We start from the raw sequence: 14,696 nt of genomic DNA on the forward strand, positions 1-14,696 counted from the left end.
AGACAGGACCCGCGGCGGCGTGTCGTTCGCCCGGTGTACCGTCGAACGACAGGCTAGAACGAGCAGGAGGGACAGGGGGCGACCCCTCCACTGATGCCCAACCAACTCAAGCGCATCGTCCGCGGCCCGTGGCTGTGGATCGTCGTCGCGATCGCCGTGGTGGCCATCGGCGCCTCCTTCTTCGCGTCCAGCGGCACCGCCGAGGTCTCCACGACCCGCGCGATCACGCTGATCGACGAGGGCAAGGTCAAGAGCGCCACGCTCACCGACGGCAGCCAGCGCATCGACCTCAAGCTCAAGTCCGGGGTCACCGAGCAGGGCGCCAGCGCCGTTCGTTCGTACTACATCTCCCAGCGCGGTGGCGACCTCATCGAGGCGCTGAACACCAACCCGCCCACCGACGGGGTGACCGACGAGGTGCCCCGCACGGGCATCCTGCAGTCGCTGCTGTTCACGGTCGGGCCCATCGTCCTGATGCTGCTCCTCTTCTGGTTCCTCATCTCGCAGATGCAGGGTGGCGGCAGCAAGGTCATGCAGTTCGGCAAGTCCAAGGCCAAGATGATGTCCAAGGACACCCCGAAGACGACGTTCGCGGACGTCGCCGGGGCGGACGAGGCCGTCGAGGAACTGCACGAGATCAAGGAGTTCCTCCAGGACTCCGCCAAGTTCCTGGCCGTCGGCGCGAAGATCCCCAAGGGCGTCCTGCTCTACGGCCCGCCCGGGACCGGCAAGACGCTGCTCGCCCGCGCCGTCGCCGGTGAGGCCGGGGTGCCGTTCTACTCGATCTCCGGTTCGGACTTCGTCGAGATGTTCGTGGGTGTCGGCGCCAGCCGCGTCCGCGACCTCTTCGAGCAGGCCAAGACCAACGCGCCCGCGATCATCTTCGTGGACGAGATCGACGCCGTCGGCCGCCACCGCGGGGCCGGCATGGGCGGCGGGCACGACGAGCGCGAGCAGACGCTGAACCAGCTCCTCGTCGAGATGGACGGCTTCGACGTCAAGACGAACGTCATCCTCATCGCCGCGACGAACCGTCCCGACATCCTCGACCCGGCGCTGCTGCGCCCGGGCCGCTTCGACCGCCAGATCGCGGTGGAGGCCCCCGACATGGAGGGTCGTCACCAGATCCTGCAGGTCCACGGCAAGGGCAAGCCGCTGTCCCCGGACATCGACCTGCTGGCCGTCGCCCGCCGGACCCCGGGCTTCTCCGGGGCCGACCTGGCCAACGTCCTCAACGAGGCCGCGCTGCTCACGGCCCGCGCCGACGCGAAGGTCATCGACAACTCCGCGCTGGACGAGGCGATCGACCGCGTCATGGCCGGCCCGCAGAAGCGCACCCGCCGGATGAACAAGAAGGAACTGCGGGTCACCGCCTACCACGAGGGCGGGCACGCCCTGGTCGCCGCGGCCATGGCCAACACCGACCCGGTCACGAAGGTGACGATCCTGCCGCGCGGCCGGGCGCTGGGTTACACGATGGTCCTGCCGACCGAGGACAAGTACTCGACCTCGCGCAACGAGATCCTCGACCAGCTGGCCTACGCCCTCGGCGGCCGGGTCGCGGAGGAGCTCGTCTTCCACGACCCGACGACCGGGGCGAGCAACGACATCGAGAAGGCCACCGGCATGGCCCGCAAGATGGTCACCCAGTACGGCATGAGCGAGCGCGTCGGGGCGATCAAGCTCGGGTCCAGCGGCGGCGAGGTCTTCCTCGGTCGCGACATGGGCCACGAGCGCGACTACTCCGAGGGTGTCGCCGGGATCGTCGACGAGGAGGTCCGCCGCCTCATCGAGTCCGCGCACGACGAGGCGTGGGAGGTCCTGGTCGAGCACCGTCAGGTCCTCGACGACCTGGTCGTCGCGCTGCTGGACAAGGAGACGCTGAACCAGGCCGAGCTGGCCGAGATCTTCGCCCCCGTCGTGAAGCGTCCGCAGCGGCCGGTCTGGCTGTCCTCGGAACGCCGTCACGTGTCCGACATCCCGCCGGTCGCCTCGCCCGGTCTCAACGGCCACGCCGGTGGGTTCCAGACGCCGGTGAACGGTTACCAGAACGGGACGCACGAGCAGCCGTGAGCACGGGAGCGCCCACACCGGACGCTCACGCGCCGGGCACGTACGACGGCCCGCGCGCCGAGGCCGCGGTCCGGGAGTTCCTCCTCGCCATCGGGGAGGACCCGGACCGCGAGGGCCTGCGTGACACCCCCGCCCGTGTGGCCCGCGCCTCGCTCGAGCTCTTCGCGGGGCTGCACCAGGACCCGGCCGAGGTCCTCGCCACCGACTTCGGTCTCGAGCACGACGAACTGGTCCTGGTGAAGGACATCGGGGTCCAGTCCACCTGCGAGCACCACCTGCTCCCCTTCCACGGTGTGGCCCACGTCGGCTACATCCCGGGGGAGCACGGCCGGGTGACCGGGCTCTCGAAGCTGGCCCGGTTGGTGGACGTCTTCGCCCGCCGGCCGCAGCTGCAGGAACGCCTCACCACCCAGGTCGCCGACGCCCTCGTCGACAAGCTGCACCCGCGCGGGGTGATCGTCGTCGTCGAGGCCGAGCACTCCTGCATGACCTACCGCGGGGTCCGCAAACCGGGGGCCAAGACCATCACCTCGGCCGTGCGCGGTTCGCTGCGCAACGCGGCCACCCGGGCCGAGGCCATGAGCCTGATCGTGGCGGGGCACCGGTGAGCTCGCTGCTCGTTCCCGGACCGACCCGGGTCGTCGGGGTCCTCAACGTCACCCCCGACTCCTTCTCCGACGGCGGGCACTTCCTCGCCCACGAGGTCGCGGTCGCTCAGGGGACCGCCCTGCACGCGGTGGGCGCGGCGCTCGTCGACGTCGGCGGTGAGTCGACCCGGCCGGGCGCCGTGCGCGTCGAGGTGGCCGAGGAACTGCGCCGGGTGCTTCCCGTCGTCCGCGGGCTGGTCGACGCCGGGGTCCCGGTGAGCGTCGACACCATGCGCGCAGAGGTGGCCCGGGCCGCCGTCGCCGCGGGGGCGGTCGTCGTGAACGACGTCTCGGGCGGTCTGGCCGATCCGGAGATGGCGGCCACCGTCGCCGAGCTCGGCTGCGTCTACGTCCTCTCGCACTGGCGGGGCTTCTCCGACGTCATGACCTCGCGCGCCGTCTACGACGACGTCGTGGCCGAGGTCTCCGCCGAGCTGCGGGGACGACTCGACGCGGTGACCGCGGCGGGGATCGCACCGGAGCGGATCGTGCTCGACCCCGGGCTCGGGTTCGCCAAGGTCGCCGAGCACGACTGGGCCCTGCTCGCCGGGCTCGACCAGCTCGCCGCGCTGGGGTTCCCCCTGCTCGTGGGGGCCTCCCGCAAACGCTTCCTCGGTGCGCTGCTGACCGGCCCGGACGGGGTCGTCCCGCCGCCGGCGGCCCGCGACACCGCGACCGCCGCCGTCACCGCCCTCGCCGCGGCGCGAGGGATCTGGGGCGTGCGGGTGCACGACGTGGCCCCCTCGGTCGCGGCGGTCCGCGTCGCGCGGGCCTGGGGCGCCGCCCGGACCCCGGTGGGTGCGTCGTGACCTCGCTCGACGCCGCCGGGCCCGTGCTCGACGCCCAGGGCCGGGTGCTGGACCGGATCGTGCTGCGCGGGTTGCGCGCCATCGGCCACCACGGTGTCCTGGACGTCGAACGCGCCCAGGGGCAGCCCTTCGGTCTCGACGTCGCCCTGCACCTCGACACCCGCGAGGCCGCCGCCGGCGACGACCTGAGTGCCACCGTCGACTACGGCGTGCTGGCCGGGGAGCTCGTCACGATCCTCACCGGTGAACCCGTCCTGCTCGTCGAGACCCTCGCCGGGCGGATCGCCACCGCGGCGCTGGCCCGCTCACCACGGATCGCGGCCGTCGACGTCGTGGTCCACAAACCGCAGGCGCCGATCCCGGCCTCCTTCGACGACGTCGAACTCGTCGTCCGGCGGACCCGCTCGTGAACGCCGTCCTGTCGCTGGGCGCGAACACCGGTCACCGCGCGGCGAACCTGCACGCGGCCCTCGAGGCGCTGAGCGCGGTGGAGGGGATCACCGTCGACGCGGTGTCCACGTTCGTCGAGTCCACCCCGGTCGGGACCGTCCAGGACCAGCCCGACTTCCTCAACGCCGTCGCGCTGGTCAGCACGACCCTCGACCCGCACGCGCTGCTGCGCGCCTGCCACGCCGTCGAGGCGGAGGTCGGGCTGGACCGGAGCACGAAGGTCCCCGACGGTCCCCGTCCCATCGACGTCGACGTGGTGACCTGCGACGGTCTGGTCCTGATCGAGGACGGTCTCGTCCTGCCGCACCCCCGGGCCCACGAGCGCACCTTCGTCCTGGGACCGTGGCTCGAACTCGACCCCGACGCCGAACTCCCCGGCCCGCACGGCGGTCGCGTCGAGACCCTGCTGCAGGCGATCTCGTGAGGCCGTCGCGTCCGGGGCTGCTCGTCGGCCTCGCCGTCATCGCCGGGGTCATCGCCTGGTCCGGGCTGCAGATCTGGATCGCCGGCGGCCACAGCGAACCCGACCTGATGTGGCGCACGACCCTCACCATCGGTCTGCTCGCCGTGGCCGTGTTCGGGGTCGGCTGGCCCGTGCGGCAGTGGGTGAACGGGGAGAAGTCCCGCCGCATCGACGCCCTGCGCGCCGCCCGGACCGCGGCCCTGGCCAAGGCCGCCTCCGTCGCGGGGGCGCTGCTGACGGGGATGTTCGCGGGCTGGTTCGTGCACTACCTGCCCACCGCCGACATCGCGGCCCGCCGCTCCGAACTCCTGAGCGCCGGCGCGGACATCGTGGTCTCGGTGCTGCTGCTGGCCGCCGGCCTCCTCGTCGAACGCTGGTGCCGCGTCCCCGACGACGAGGACAGCGACGCCGCAACCGCCTGACCCGTGAGGATCCGGTGAGCCACGCCAGGTCCCTGCGTGCCCCGGTACCTCGACCGCTAGGTCGTGAGGAACTCCGCGTAGAAGGCGTCGAGGGTGTCGACCGCTTCGTCGACGTAGTTCGGCTCGTCGTACATCTCGTAGTGGCCGGCTCCGTCGACGACGTGGAAACCCTTCGCGTTCGGCGCCTTCTCCCAGAGAGCGAGACCGTCGGCGTAGGAGAACGTGGTGCCGAGCCGACCGCCGACGATGACCTGGAGCGGCTGGGTGAGGAGTTCCTCGACGAGGTGGAAGGCGTCGTAGCCGAGCATCATGGCGTCGCTGGTGTGGTGGCGGCGGTTGGTGGAGTTCTCGTGGTACCCGCGCGGGGTGCGGTAGAAGCGGACCGCCTCCAGGGTGTCGACGTCGGTGATGCCGAACGCTGCTGCCTGCGCCTCGGTGTCAGGGATCCACACGTTCCGATCGACGTCCTCGCCGGCGGCCGAGGCGGTTCGCTGGTCACCCACGGCCTGGATCATGGCGACTGCGGAGCCCTTCGACGAGGTGTCGGCCTGGCGGAAGGCGCGACCGACGTTCACCGGCACGACGGTTCCCAGGGCCTTGATGCGGTGATCGGTCATCGTGGCGCCGACCGCGTAGCCACCGCCGGCGCAGATGCCGAGGGCGCCGATCCTGCGGTTGTCGACGTGCTCGAGGGTGGTCAGGTGGTCGACGGCGAAGCGGATGTCGTCGACACGCGCAGCGGGGTCCTCGAGGTCGCGCGGCTGACCTCCGCTCTGGCCCTGGAAGCCGGGGTCGAAAGCGAGGGCGATGTAGCCGCGGTCGGCCAGGGCGCGACCGTAGTTCGCACCGATCTGCTCCTTCACGCTGCTGCCAGGGGTCGAGATGACGATGGCCGGGTACGTGGAGCTCCTGTCGAAGCCTCCGGGCAGGTGCAGTTGGCCCGCGAGGTCGAAGGTCTCGTTGGGGAAGGTGACGTCGTGGGTCGATGACACGGGGATGTCGATCCTTTCGGAGCGGGCCTGGAGCGCCCAGGGTCGGTAGACTGTTCCGTACAGCACCTAGTCTGAGAACAATAACGTTCGACTCAAAGCTAGTACGAAACTGTACCATCTAGTGAGGATGTCGCATGCCCGTCTCGAACGCCGCCCGGATCTGGTCCCTCAACCACCAGGTCCTCACGCGCGTCATGAACGACTGCGCACCCGACATCGAGGCGCTCGGGTTGGAGGCGAAGGAGTTCTTCGTGCTCGGCGAGGTCGACGCCTGCCGCTACCCCGCTGAGCTGGCGCTCAGGCTCGTCCTTCCCAAACCGAGCGTGACCGTCTATCTGAAGAACCTCGAAGCCAAGGGCTTCGTCCAACGGGAGATCGACCCCGACGACCTCCGGCGACACCGCCTCGCGGTCACGCCCTCCGGGGTCGACACCCTCGAGAGAGCGCTGGAAGTCCTTTCGGCACGGTTCGACGGGTGGCTCGTACGTCTCGACCCGAGCGAACAGGTGGAACTCCAGAGGCTGTTGTCGAAGCTGCTCGCCTGATCCCGCTTCCGCTGCGTGCTCGACCGTCCACCGACTGGCTGTTCACTCCCGTCGGTCGTCGCACGTTCGACTACCGGACGGGTGCGGTCGGGGACTGCCGCACGTGGACGCCGGTGTGCCGACGGCGGCGGTCTGCACGGCTCTCGACGACGACGACGGTCGGACACGGTCACGGCACTCGTTGCAGGAGTTGCCGTCGAGGCGGGCGCAGCGCCGTGGAGTGAGGGTTGGGTGTGCCGATCCTGTCGCCTGGGCGCCCCGTTCGTCGCACCCATGCCTCCCTCCACGTGGTGACACCGATGGGTGTCCCACCCGGGCGGCTACGGCTTGCGCCACACCGACACGTGCGACGTGCTCGCGGCGGTGAACTCCGCGCGGTCCCACCCGGACCACCGCGCGAACCGTTCCAGCCCCGCGATCCGGGCCATCAGGTCGTACTCGGCGGGCCAGGCGTAGCGGTGGTGGGACTCGAACCGGCTCACCCGGCCGTCCTCGGTGAACCGGTAGTGGTGGGACGTGAGCCGCTGCTCGACGAGGTCGAAGGTGTCGAAACCCAGGTGTTCGCGCCCGACGTGGAAGGGGCGGGCGGTCTCGCCCGGAGGGAGCCGCTGCAGTTCGGGAACCCCGACCTCGACGAGGAAGTACCCGCCGGGTGCGAGGTGGCGGGCGGCGTTGCGGAAGCACTCGACCTGTTCGTCCTGTTCCAGCAGGTTGGTGATCGTGTTGTACACGAGGTAGACCAGGCCGAACTCGCCCTCGACCCGCGCGCTCGACATGTCGCCCATCACGAGTTCGATCCCCGCCGCCGCCGAACCGGGAACCATCTTCTCCCGCAACCGCGCTGCCATCGCGGGCGACATCTCGATCCCGGCGACGGGAACCCCGCGCCCGGCCAACGCCACCCCGACCCGGCCGGTGCCGATCGCGAACTCCAGGGCGCGCCGACCCGCGGCGAGGTCGACGAGCACGTCGCAGGTCGCGCCGAGGAGTTCGGGGGAGAACATCCACGAGGAGTCCTCGTCGTAGCCGCGGGCGACGTCCTCGCCCCACAGGTCACCGGTCACGGGGCGGTCCTCTCCAGGCGGGCGAGCGAGGCGGTGTGGTCGGCGAAGGCGCGGGTGGCGGCGACGAGTTCCGGGTCAGGGGCGGTGTGGACGTCGAAACCCCGCGCCCGCCCCTCGAGGGCGTCGGTGAGCAGCGGCCCCCACCGGTCGTCGAGCTCGGCCCGCGCCCAGCGCAGGGCGGCGGGTTTGGACAGGACGCGGCCGGTGCGGACGGTGGCGAGCATCCGGGAGAGGGTCTCGACCGCCGTCCGCTGACCCCACTCGATGCTCCGCCAGTCCATCCACGACTCCAGGTCGTCGAAGAACCGGGGGAACCGGGCGAGCGACTCCGCCCGCAACGCGTCCGGGTCGACGGGGTCGACCAGGTCGGCCGCCGGGGGACCGGCCAGGGTGATCCCGTGCTCACGCAGGACCCGGCGCACGACGAGGGTGTTGCAGTGCGGGGAGAGTTCCAGCGCCGCGCTGTCCTGGTGGTCCACGAACCACCAGGGTTCCTCCGACGGTCGGCGCAGCGACGCGGCGGGGACGTGGGAACCCTCGGTCCCGCGAAACCAGGGCCCGGGTCGGTCGTGGAAGCGGCGGTGGAACTCCTGCAACTCCGCCACCGGCACGTCGGGGGAGCGGGTGACCACCAGCCAGTCCGCGTCGCTGTGCTCGTCGGCGTCGCCGAGGGCGAACGAACCGTGCAGGTAGGCACCGACGAAGTCGTCCCCGAGCAGTTCCGCGCTGCCCTCGACGAGGACCCGCAACGCGTGCTGCAGGTCGGGCGGGACGTGGGCTGCGTCGCTCGGCACGCCAGCACGGTAGGACCGCCGCAGGGGCCGGCGCGACGGCTTTTCAGGAGGGCCAGGCGAGGTCCGCGACGACGGGGGAGTGGGTGCTCCCCCCGGGGTCGCGTTCGTGGTCGTCGACGGGTTCGAGTCCGGCCACCAGCACCACGTCGACCCGGGCGAAACCGGGGGAGGCACCCCGGGTCAGACCCGGTTGCGTCCCGACGGCGCGGTGGACGTCGGTCAGGCCGTGGGAGCGCAGCACCCGCAACGGTTCGTTGAACTCCGCGGAGTTCAGGTCCCCCGCCAGCACGACGGCGTTCCCGGCGGCGTGCAGGGACTCCGCGAGGTCGCCGTAGCGACGGGCCTCGGCGACCCGGACCCGCGCCGCGTCCGCGGTGTCGCCCGCGGGGTTCAGCGCGGCCTTCGCCGGACTGCAGAACAGGCAGGGGGAGGCGAGGTGGACGGAGATCACCGCGATCCGGCGACCGTCGGCGTCGACGGTGACGACGTCCGCGGGGCGTGCTCCGGTGGGGAGTCCGGTCACCGGCTCGACCGAGACGATGGGGTACTTCGACCAGACCGCGTTCCCGTCGCCCTCGTTGCGACCACCGGTCGCCGTCGTGCCGGTGTAGCTGCGGTAGGCGTACTCCGGCCACTGCTCGCGGTAGCGGGCCTGCTGGGACGGGACGACCTCCTGCAGCAGCACGACGTCCGCCCCGCCGTGGCGCATGAGTTCCGTGACCCCGGCGGCTCCGCGCCAGTTCGTGGTGTTGAACGTCGCGACCCGCAGGTCGGAGCCCGGGTCGCGGGGGTCCAGCCGGTGCAGCGCGTAGGGCCCGAACAGCGTGCCCGCGGCGAGCGCCGGGACGACGACCGCGGCCAGCGTCCGCCACGACCGGAACGCGGCCGCGAAGGGGACGAGGACGAGGGCGGGGGCCAGCCACCACGTGGCGAACAACCCCAGCACGTAGCTCACGACGTGCCCGTCGGAGAGGGCGAGGACGACGAGCAGGGCGAGGGTGGCGAGGACGCCGTAGGCGACCGCGAGGGTTCGCAGCGTGCGGCGCCACCAGGGGCGCCGGCTCGGCGTCGGTGGCACCCGGCCATCCTGCTACACGCGGGTGCCCGCCCGCTCCGCGACGGGCGTCGTCGTGCTCTGCCGCAGCGCGTAGAGCTCCTCGAACCGGGCCAGGGTGCGACGCTCGTCGTGCTCGGACGCGATGGCCAGGCTGCGCGCACCCATCCGGGCGGCGAGGTCGGGGTCGCCCAGCACGAGCGCGAGGCGCGCCGCGAGGGCGGCGGGCCGGCCGTGCGGGAAGAGGAACCCGTTGTCGCCGTCGCGCACCAGGTGCGGCAGGGCGCAGGCGTCGACCCCGAGGACCGGCAGGCCCGAGGCCATCGCCTCCAGGACGACGAGGCTCTGCAGTTCCGCCGTCCCGGCGTTGGCGAACACGTCGCAGGCCAGGTAGGCGGCGGCCAGGTCGGCCTCGGGGACGAAACCGGTCGAGACGACCCGGTCGGCCACCCCGAGTTCCGCTGCGCGGCGCAGCAACCCGGCGCGGCGGGCGCCGTCGCCGACGAGCAGCAGTTGCGCGTCGAGTTCGGGTCGGAGGCGGCGGACGAGCGCGAGCGCCTCGACGAGTTCCTCGACGTTCTTCTCCGGGGCGAGGCGTCCGACGTAGCCGATGGTCGGACGGTCGGGCACGCCGTACCGGAGCCGGAACTCCCGTCGCAGTTCCCCGGAGGGGTCGGGCGCGAAGCGGCGCAGGTCCATCCCGCACGAGATGGGCAGGACGGGGCCGGGGATGCCCGCCCGTTCGGCCAGGGCCGCCGCGTAGGGGGTCGGAGCGGTGACGACGTCGGCGCGCTGGAAGACCCCGGCGGCGTCGTTCCAGGCCCACTCGTGCAGCGCGTGCTGGACCCGGTCGCCGAGCGGGACGTGGTGGGTGAGGTTCTCGGGCATGAAGTGGTTCGTCGCCACGACGGGGACGCCGAGCCGGTTCGCCGCGGTCACCAGGGCGCGGCCGATCAGGAAGTGGCTCTGCACGTGCACGACGTCGGGCCGGACGTCGCGCAGGATCCGGGTGGCGGCGCGGACCAGTCCGGCCGGCGGGCAGAACCGCAGGCCGGTTCCGCCGACGAGCACGGGGAAGGACCGCACGCGGTGCTCCACGACGCCGGAGGCGACGGTCTCGCGGGTGCTGCGCGGACCGCGGGCCGGGGCCACGACGTGGACCTCGTGGCGTCCGGTCAGACCGGCGGCGAGGCGTTGCGCGAACGTCGAGGCGCCGTTGACGTCGGGGGCGTAGGTGTCTGCTCCGATGAGGATTCTCATGGGTGGAACTCAACCGCCACCGACCCCCGTGGGTCATCGCTCCGGGGAACCGCCCCCGGCGGGACCCGGGTCCCTGGGCGGACTACCTCCTCGGTAGGGGTCAGAGGTTCTCGACCGCGGGTCAGAGGTCTCGGCGCAACGCGGTGTGCACGACGTCGGGGGTGAGCACCCCGAGGAACTCCTCGCCGTCGAGGACGGGCAGGAACCGCAGTTCCTGCGCGAGCAGGGCGGAGAAGGCGCTGCGCAGGGTCTCCCGGGCGGCGATGGTGGTGGGGAACCGGCGGGTGTGGTCGCCGACGCGGGCGCTGCGCGACCCCCGCTGCTCCAGGAGGGGACCGCGCGCCACCCACCCCAGCAGGCGGCCGTGGTCGAGGACCACGGCCCACGCCCGGCCGTCGAGTTCCAGGGCCGTCGCGGCGTAGGCGGCGCCGTCGGCGGGGGCGAGTACCAGGGGACGTTCCAGGTCCTCGGGCCGGATCGGGGTCACGGCGAGGCGGCGCAACCCCCGGTCGGAGCCGATGAAGTCGACGACGAACTCCGACGCCGGGTCGGAGAGCAGGGTCGTGGGGGTGGCGATCTGCTCCAGCACCCCGCCGGTGGAGAACACCGCGATCCGGTCGGCGAGCTTGACGGCCTCGTCGAGGTCGTGGGTGACGAAGAGGACGGTCTTGCCCAGTTCTTGCTGGATGCGCCGGAACTCGCTCTGCAGGCGGTCCCGCACGACGGGGTCGACGGCCCCGAACGGTTCGTCCATGAGCAGGACGGGCGGGTCCGCGGCCAGGGCGCGCGCCACCCCGACGCGTTGCTGCTGCCCCCCGGACAACTGCGCGGGGTAGCGGTCGCCGTGGGCCCAGCCGTCGAGGCCGACGAGTTCGAGCAGCTCGTCGACGCGGCGCCGGGTGACGTCGGCGTCCCAGCCGAGCAACCGCGGCACGGTGGCGACGTTCTGCCGGATCGTGCGGTGCGGGAGCAGCCCGCCGGCCTGGATGACGTAGCCGATCCCGCGGCGCAGCGCGACGACGTCGGTGTGGGCGGCGTCGCGGCCGTCGACGACGATGCGTCCGGCGCTCGGTTCGACGAGCCGGTTCACCATCCGCAGGATCGTCGACTTGCCGCACCCGCTGGGTCCGACGAGCGCGACGAGCTCCCCGCGCGCGACGGCGAGGTCGAGGTGGCCGACGGCGGGGGAGTCGTGGCGGCCGTAGCGCTTGGTGACGCCCTCGAAGCGGATGACCTCGTCATCCCGCGTGTCCTGTTCCTCACCCTCGGTGATCACACCGGAAGCCTGACCGACGCTCCCGCGATCGGCAACGTGGGTGGGCGCTGCTCTGGCAAGGTGGGGGCATGGCCGAACGGACGACCGTCAGCACCGAGGACCCGTTCGCGCCGGGCGACGTCGTCTGGCAGCGGATCTCCCCGCGCTGGGCCACCGCGCAACGCGTCGCGGGAGGCATCGTCTTCGCCGTCGCCGTCGTGGTCACCGTCGTCCTGGCCGTCCTGCTGACGCCGTGGATCTGGCTGGCCCTCGTCGTGGTGGTCCCGTTGTGGGCGTGGGACTTCGTGTGGTCCGGGCGGCAGGTGAAGGCGTGGGGCTACGCCGAGCGCGACGACGACCTGCTCGTCGTCAAGGGGATCATGTTCCGCTCGCTGGTCGTCGTGCCCTACGGCCGGCTGCAGTACGTCGACGTGGAGGCCGGGCCGCTGGACCGCAGGTTCGGCCTGGCCAAGGTGCAGCTGCACACCGCCTCCTCCGACTCCGACGCCGCCATCCCCGGGCTCTCCCCCGAGGAGGCGGCCCGGCTGCGCGACCGTCTCGCCGCGCGCGGCGAAGCCCGACTGGCCGGGCTGTGACCGACGAGCACCGGACCGACGAGCACCGGACCGACGAGCCCCGGACCCACGAGCCCCGGACCCACGAGCCCGCTCTCGAGGTCCTGCCGGCCGAGGTCGCGGCCAGGCTCGACGCCCCGACCCGCGCCGTCCTCACCGACCCGGGCTGGCGACGGCTGCACCCGGTCACCCCGGTGCTGCGGGCGTGGAAGGTCGTCGCCGCGGTGCTGGCGGTGGTCGTGGGGCAGAACGTCGACAACATCGTCCGCCTGGACCTGCCCGGCTGGATCCTGACGCTGTCGATCGTCGGGGGGATCCTGCTGCTCGCGATCGTCGGTGCCGGCTACAGCGCCCTGGCCTGGCGCAAGACGCGCTACCGGATCGACGCCGAGGCCGTGCACGTCGAGCACGGGATCCTCTGGCGCCAGCAGCGCCGGGCCCAGCTGGACCGGTTGCAGGCCGTCGACGTCGTCCGGCCGTTGCTGGGCCGGCTGTTCGGGCTGGCCGAGCTGCGCCTCGAGGTCGCGGGCGGTTCCGGCAGCAAGGTGTCGTTGGCCTACCTCAAGGAGGAGGAGGCCCAGCGGGTCCGCAACGCGCTGCTCGCGGCGTCCGCGGGGGTCGTCGTCGCCGAGGGCGAGGACGCCCCGGAGGCCCCGCAGCGCGAGGTCGTCGAGGTCCCGCCGACGCGGCTGCTCCTGTCCACGCTGCGGTCCGGCCTGACGATCTGGATGGTCCTGGTGCTCGTGGGCCTCGGCGTCGGCTGCTGGTTCGCGCAGAGCCTCACCCCGCTGTTCGGTTCGTTCGCCGCGGTCCTCGGCGTGGTCTCGACGGTGTGGCAGCGGTTCTCCCGGGGCTTCAACTTCACCGTCGCGGACTCCCCGGACGGGCTGCGGCTCTCCCACGGACTGCTGGAGCAGCGCTCGCAGACCGTCCCGCCGGGGCGGGTGCAGGCGCTGCGGATCACCCAGCCGCTGCTGTGGCGCAGCGCGGGCTGGTGGCGGGTGGAGGTCAACGTCGCGGGGTACTCCGGCGAGAGCGGCAGCGCCTCCGAGCAGAGCACGACGCTGCTGCCCGTCGGCACCGTGGAGGAGCTCGGGCTCGTGCTGGCGATCGTGCTGCCGGACCTGGGGACGGGTGAGGAGTCACCGCTCGACGTGGTCCGCGCCGGGCTGACCGGCACCGGCACCGACGGCGGGTTCACCCCCGTCCCGCGGGCCGCCCGCTGGCTGGACCCGGTGAGCTGGCGTCGCCGCGGCTACCGCGTCACCGAGCACGCGTTCCTCTCCCGCAACGGCCGGCTGGTCCGCGGTCTCGACGTCGTCCCGCACGCGCGGACGCAGAGCCTCGGCGTCGCCCAGGGTCCGCTGCAGCGTCGTCTGGGCCTGGCCAGCGTCGTGCTGCACTCGACCCCCGGGCGGGTGAAGCCCCGCGTCGACCACCTCGACCCGGCGACGGCGGCGCGGTTGCTGACGGAGCAGTCCCTGCGCTCCCGCGCGGCCCGCGCCGGTTCCGGTCCCGAACGCTGGATGACCACCTGAGCCTCCTCAGCCGGGCAGGGCCCCGCTGCGGGCGAGAGCGGCGGTGAGCAGCTCGAGGTCGATCGCGACGTGCGCGCGGGCGAGGGCCTCGGCCTCGTCGGCACGGCCGGCGACGATCGCGGCGACGAGGGCGCGGTGCTCGCGCAGGGCCCGCACCTCCATGGCGTGCATGCCGTCCGGGGCACCCCACAGGTGCGCGGGGGCGCCGATGCTGAGCCTGCCCTCGAGCTCGCGCAGCACGCGGCGAAGGGTGTCGTTGTGGGCGGCGTCGATGATCGCGACGTGCAGCGCGCTGTCGGCCTGCTGGGACTGCAGACCGGAGTCGGCCGCGGCGTAGGCCTCGAGCGCGTCCTGCACGCGCACGACGTCGGCGGGGGAGCGGTGCTCGGCCGCGGCCCGGCAGACCGCCCCGTGGAGGCGGGCGATCGCGTCGCACAGGTCGCGCAGCTGGGCGTAGCCCGCCGACAGGGTGCGTCCGACGATCTCCGTCGAGGACTCGGGCCACTGCTGCAGCACGAACGTGCCGCCGTGGCGTCCCCGGCGGGTCTCCACCAGGCCGCGGTCGGCGAGCTGGGCCAGGGCGGCGCGGACCGTCGTCCGCCCGGCGCCGAGGACGGCGGCCAGGTCGCGTTCGGCGGGCAGCCGCGAGCCGGGCAGGTACTGGCCGGTGGCGATGGCGGTGACGAGCCGTTCCAGTACCGCGGCGACGCGCGAGCCGGGGTCCACCACGAGGTCCGTCTGCGTCATCCCACCGT

Annotated in this window: 16 protein-coding genes; 9 read left to right on the forward strand and 7 right to left on the reverse strand. The window is 72.7% G+C overall.

The features are described 5' to 3' along the window. Window positions 1-93: 93 nt before the first annotated feature. From ftsH to OG218_RS17360, 6 genes are read left to right on the forward strand one after another with little or no spacing between them, the layout of a single operon-like run. Window positions 94-2,073, forward strand: coding sequence for an ATP-dependent zinc metalloprotease FtsH (ftsH, locus tag OG218_RS17335; RefSeq protein WP_328294480.1), 1,980 nt, complete (start codon window positions 94-96; stop codon window positions 2,071-2,073). Continuing rightward, window positions 2,070-2,681, forward strand: coding sequence for a GTP cyclohydrolase I FolE (gene folE, locus OG218_RS17340; protein WP_328294481.1), 612 nt, complete (start codon window positions 2,070-2,072; stop codon window positions 2,679-2,681). Before ftsH ends, folE begins: the two co-directional genes overlap by 4 nt. Then, on the forward strand, window positions 2,678-3,529 hold the full coding sequence (gene folP / locus OG218_RS17345; RefSeq protein WP_328294482.1) for a dihydropteroate synthase: 852 nt from the start codon (window positions 2,678-2,680) through the stop codon (window positions 3,527-3,529). Before folE ends, folP begins: the two co-directional genes overlap by 4 nt. Then, the gene (gene folB, locus OG218_RS17350; RefSeq protein ID WP_442906397.1) at window positions 3,526-3,939 is read left to right on the forward strand and encodes a dihydroneopterin aldolase; all 414 of its coding nucleotides are present in this window, start codon (window positions 3,526-3,528) and stop codon (window positions 3,937-3,939) included. The genes folP and folB overlap by 4 nt, the downstream gene beginning before the upstream one ends. Then, window positions 3,936-4,403 (forward strand): 2-amino-4-hydroxy-6-hydroxymethyldihydropteridine diphosphokinase, encoded by a 468-nt coding sequence (folK, locus tag OG218_RS17355; protein WP_328294483.1) that lies wholly within the window; start codon window positions 3,936-3,938, stop codon window positions 4,401-4,403. Before folB ends, folK begins: the two co-directional genes overlap by 4 nt. Further along, window positions 4,400-4,864 carry a DUF3180 domain-containing protein gene (locus OG218_RS17360; RefSeq protein WP_328294484.1) on the forward strand — a complete coding sequence of 155 codons (465 nt, stop codon included), beginning with the start codon at window positions 4,400-4,402 and terminating at the stop codon, window positions 4,862-4,864. The genes folK and OG218_RS17360 overlap by 4 nt, the downstream gene beginning before the upstream one ends. A 56-nt stretch (window positions 4,865-4,920) precedes the next feature. On the opposite strand, the gene OG218_RS17365 is transcribed toward OG218_RS17360, so the two are convergent. Next, on the reverse strand, window positions 4,921-5,856 hold the full coding sequence (locus OG218_RS17365) for an alpha/beta hydrolase (RefSeq protein WP_328294485.1): 936 nt from the start codon (window positions 5,854-5,856) through the stop codon (window positions 4,921-4,923). Between the two features lie 134 nt (window positions 5,857-5,990). Here OG218_RS17365 and OG218_RS17370 point away from each other — a divergent pair, with 134 nt between their 5' ends. After that, entirely contained in the window at window positions 5,991-6,401 is a 411-nt protein-coding gene (locus OG218_RS17370; protein WP_328294486.1) for a MarR family winged helix-turn-helix transcriptional regulator, read from the forward strand. A 320-nt stretch (window positions 6,402-6,721) separates the two neighbouring features. On the opposite strand, the gene OG218_RS17375 is transcribed toward OG218_RS17370, so the two are convergent. The 5 genes from OG218_RS17375 to OG218_RS17395 all read right to left on the reverse strand — a co-directional run bounded on the left by OG218_RS17375 (window position 6,722) and on the right by OG218_RS17395 (window position 11,849). Further along, window positions 6,722-7,465, reverse strand: a complete 744-nt coding sequence (locus OG218_RS17375; protein ID WP_328294487.1) for a class I SAM-dependent methyltransferase — start codon at window positions 7,463-7,465, stop codon at window positions 6,722-6,724. Next, the gene (locus OG218_RS17380; RefSeq protein ID WP_328294488.1) at window positions 7,462-8,259 is read right to left on the reverse strand and encodes an aminoglycoside adenylyltransferase domain-containing protein; all 798 of its coding nucleotides are present in this window, start codon (window positions 8,257-8,259) and stop codon (window positions 7,462-7,464) included. The genes OG218_RS17375 and OG218_RS17380 overlap by 4 nt, the downstream gene beginning before the upstream one ends. A gap of 43 nt (window positions 8,260-8,302) precedes the next feature. Continuing rightward, window positions 8,303-9,337: an endonuclease/exonuclease/phosphatase family protein gene (locus OG218_RS17385; RefSeq protein ID WP_328294489.1), complete on the reverse strand. Its 1,035-nt coding sequence runs from the start codon at window positions 9,335-9,337 to the stop codon at window positions 8,303-8,305. A gap of 12 nt (window positions 9,338-9,349) precedes the next feature. Then, on the reverse strand, window positions 9,350-10,573 hold the full coding sequence (locus OG218_RS17390) for a glycosyltransferase (RefSeq protein ID WP_328294490.1): 1,224 nt from the start codon (window positions 10,571-10,573) through the stop codon (window positions 9,350-9,352). 121 nt (window positions 10,574-10,694) lie between these two features. Continuing rightward, window positions 10,695-11,849, reverse strand: a complete 1,155-nt coding sequence (locus OG218_RS17395; protein ID WP_328294491.1) for an ABC transporter ATP-binding protein — start codon at window positions 11,847-11,849, stop codon at window positions 10,695-10,697. Window positions 11,850-11,917: 68 nt separating this feature from the next. Between OG218_RS17395 and OG218_RS17400 the strand changes: the two genes are divergently transcribed. Together OG218_RS17400 and OG218_RS17405 are read left to right on the forward strand one after the other, a co-directional pair. Further along, window positions 11,918-12,424: a PH domain-containing protein gene (locus OG218_RS17400; protein WP_328294492.1), complete on the forward strand. Its 507-nt coding sequence runs from the start codon at window positions 11,918-11,920 to the stop codon at window positions 12,422-12,424. Beyond that, the gene (locus tag OG218_RS17405) at window positions 12,421-13,941 is read left to right on the forward strand and encodes a PH domain-containing protein (protein WP_328294493.1); all 1,521 of its coding nucleotides are present in this window, start codon (window positions 12,421-12,423) and stop codon (window positions 13,939-13,941) included. Before OG218_RS17400 ends, OG218_RS17405 begins: the two co-directional genes overlap by 4 nt. Window positions 13,942-13,947: 6 nt before the next feature. On the opposite strand, the gene OG218_RS17410 is transcribed toward OG218_RS17405, so the two are convergent. Continuing rightward, window positions 13,948-14,688 (reverse strand): FadR/GntR family transcriptional regulator, encoded by a 741-nt coding sequence (locus OG218_RS17410; protein ID WP_328294494.1) that lies wholly within the window; start codon window positions 14,686-14,688, stop codon window positions 13,948-13,950. Between the last annotated feature and the right edge of the window lie 8 nt (window positions 14,689-14,696).

The sequence above is a fragment of the Kineococcus sp. NBC_00420 genome (assembly GCF_036021035.1).
Lineage (GTDB): Bacteria > Actinomycetota > Actinomycetes > Actinomycetales > Kineococcaceae > Kineococcus.

Bases quoted from the DNA above. Each gene is read 5' to 3' on its own strand.
- OG218_RS17410 (WP_328294494.1), bottom strand. From the start codon at position 14,688: ATGACGCAGACGGACCTCGTGGTGGACCCCGGCTCGCGCGTCGCCGCG.
- ftsH (WP_328294480.1), top strand. From the start codon at position 94: ATGCCCAACCAACTCAAGCGCATCGTCCGCGGCCCGTGGCTGTGGATC.
- OG218_RS17400 (WP_328294492.1), top strand. From the start codon at position 11,918: ATGGCCGAACGGACGACCGTCAGCACCGAGGACCCGTTCGCGCCGGGC.
- OG218_RS17370 (WP_328294486.1), top strand. From the start codon at position 5,991: ATGCCCGTCTCGAACGCCGCCCGGATCTGGTCCCTCAACCACCAGGTC.
- OG218_RS17390 (WP_328294490.1), bottom strand. From the start codon at position 10,573: ATGAGAATCCTCATCGGAGCAGACACCTACGCCCCCGACGTCAACGGC.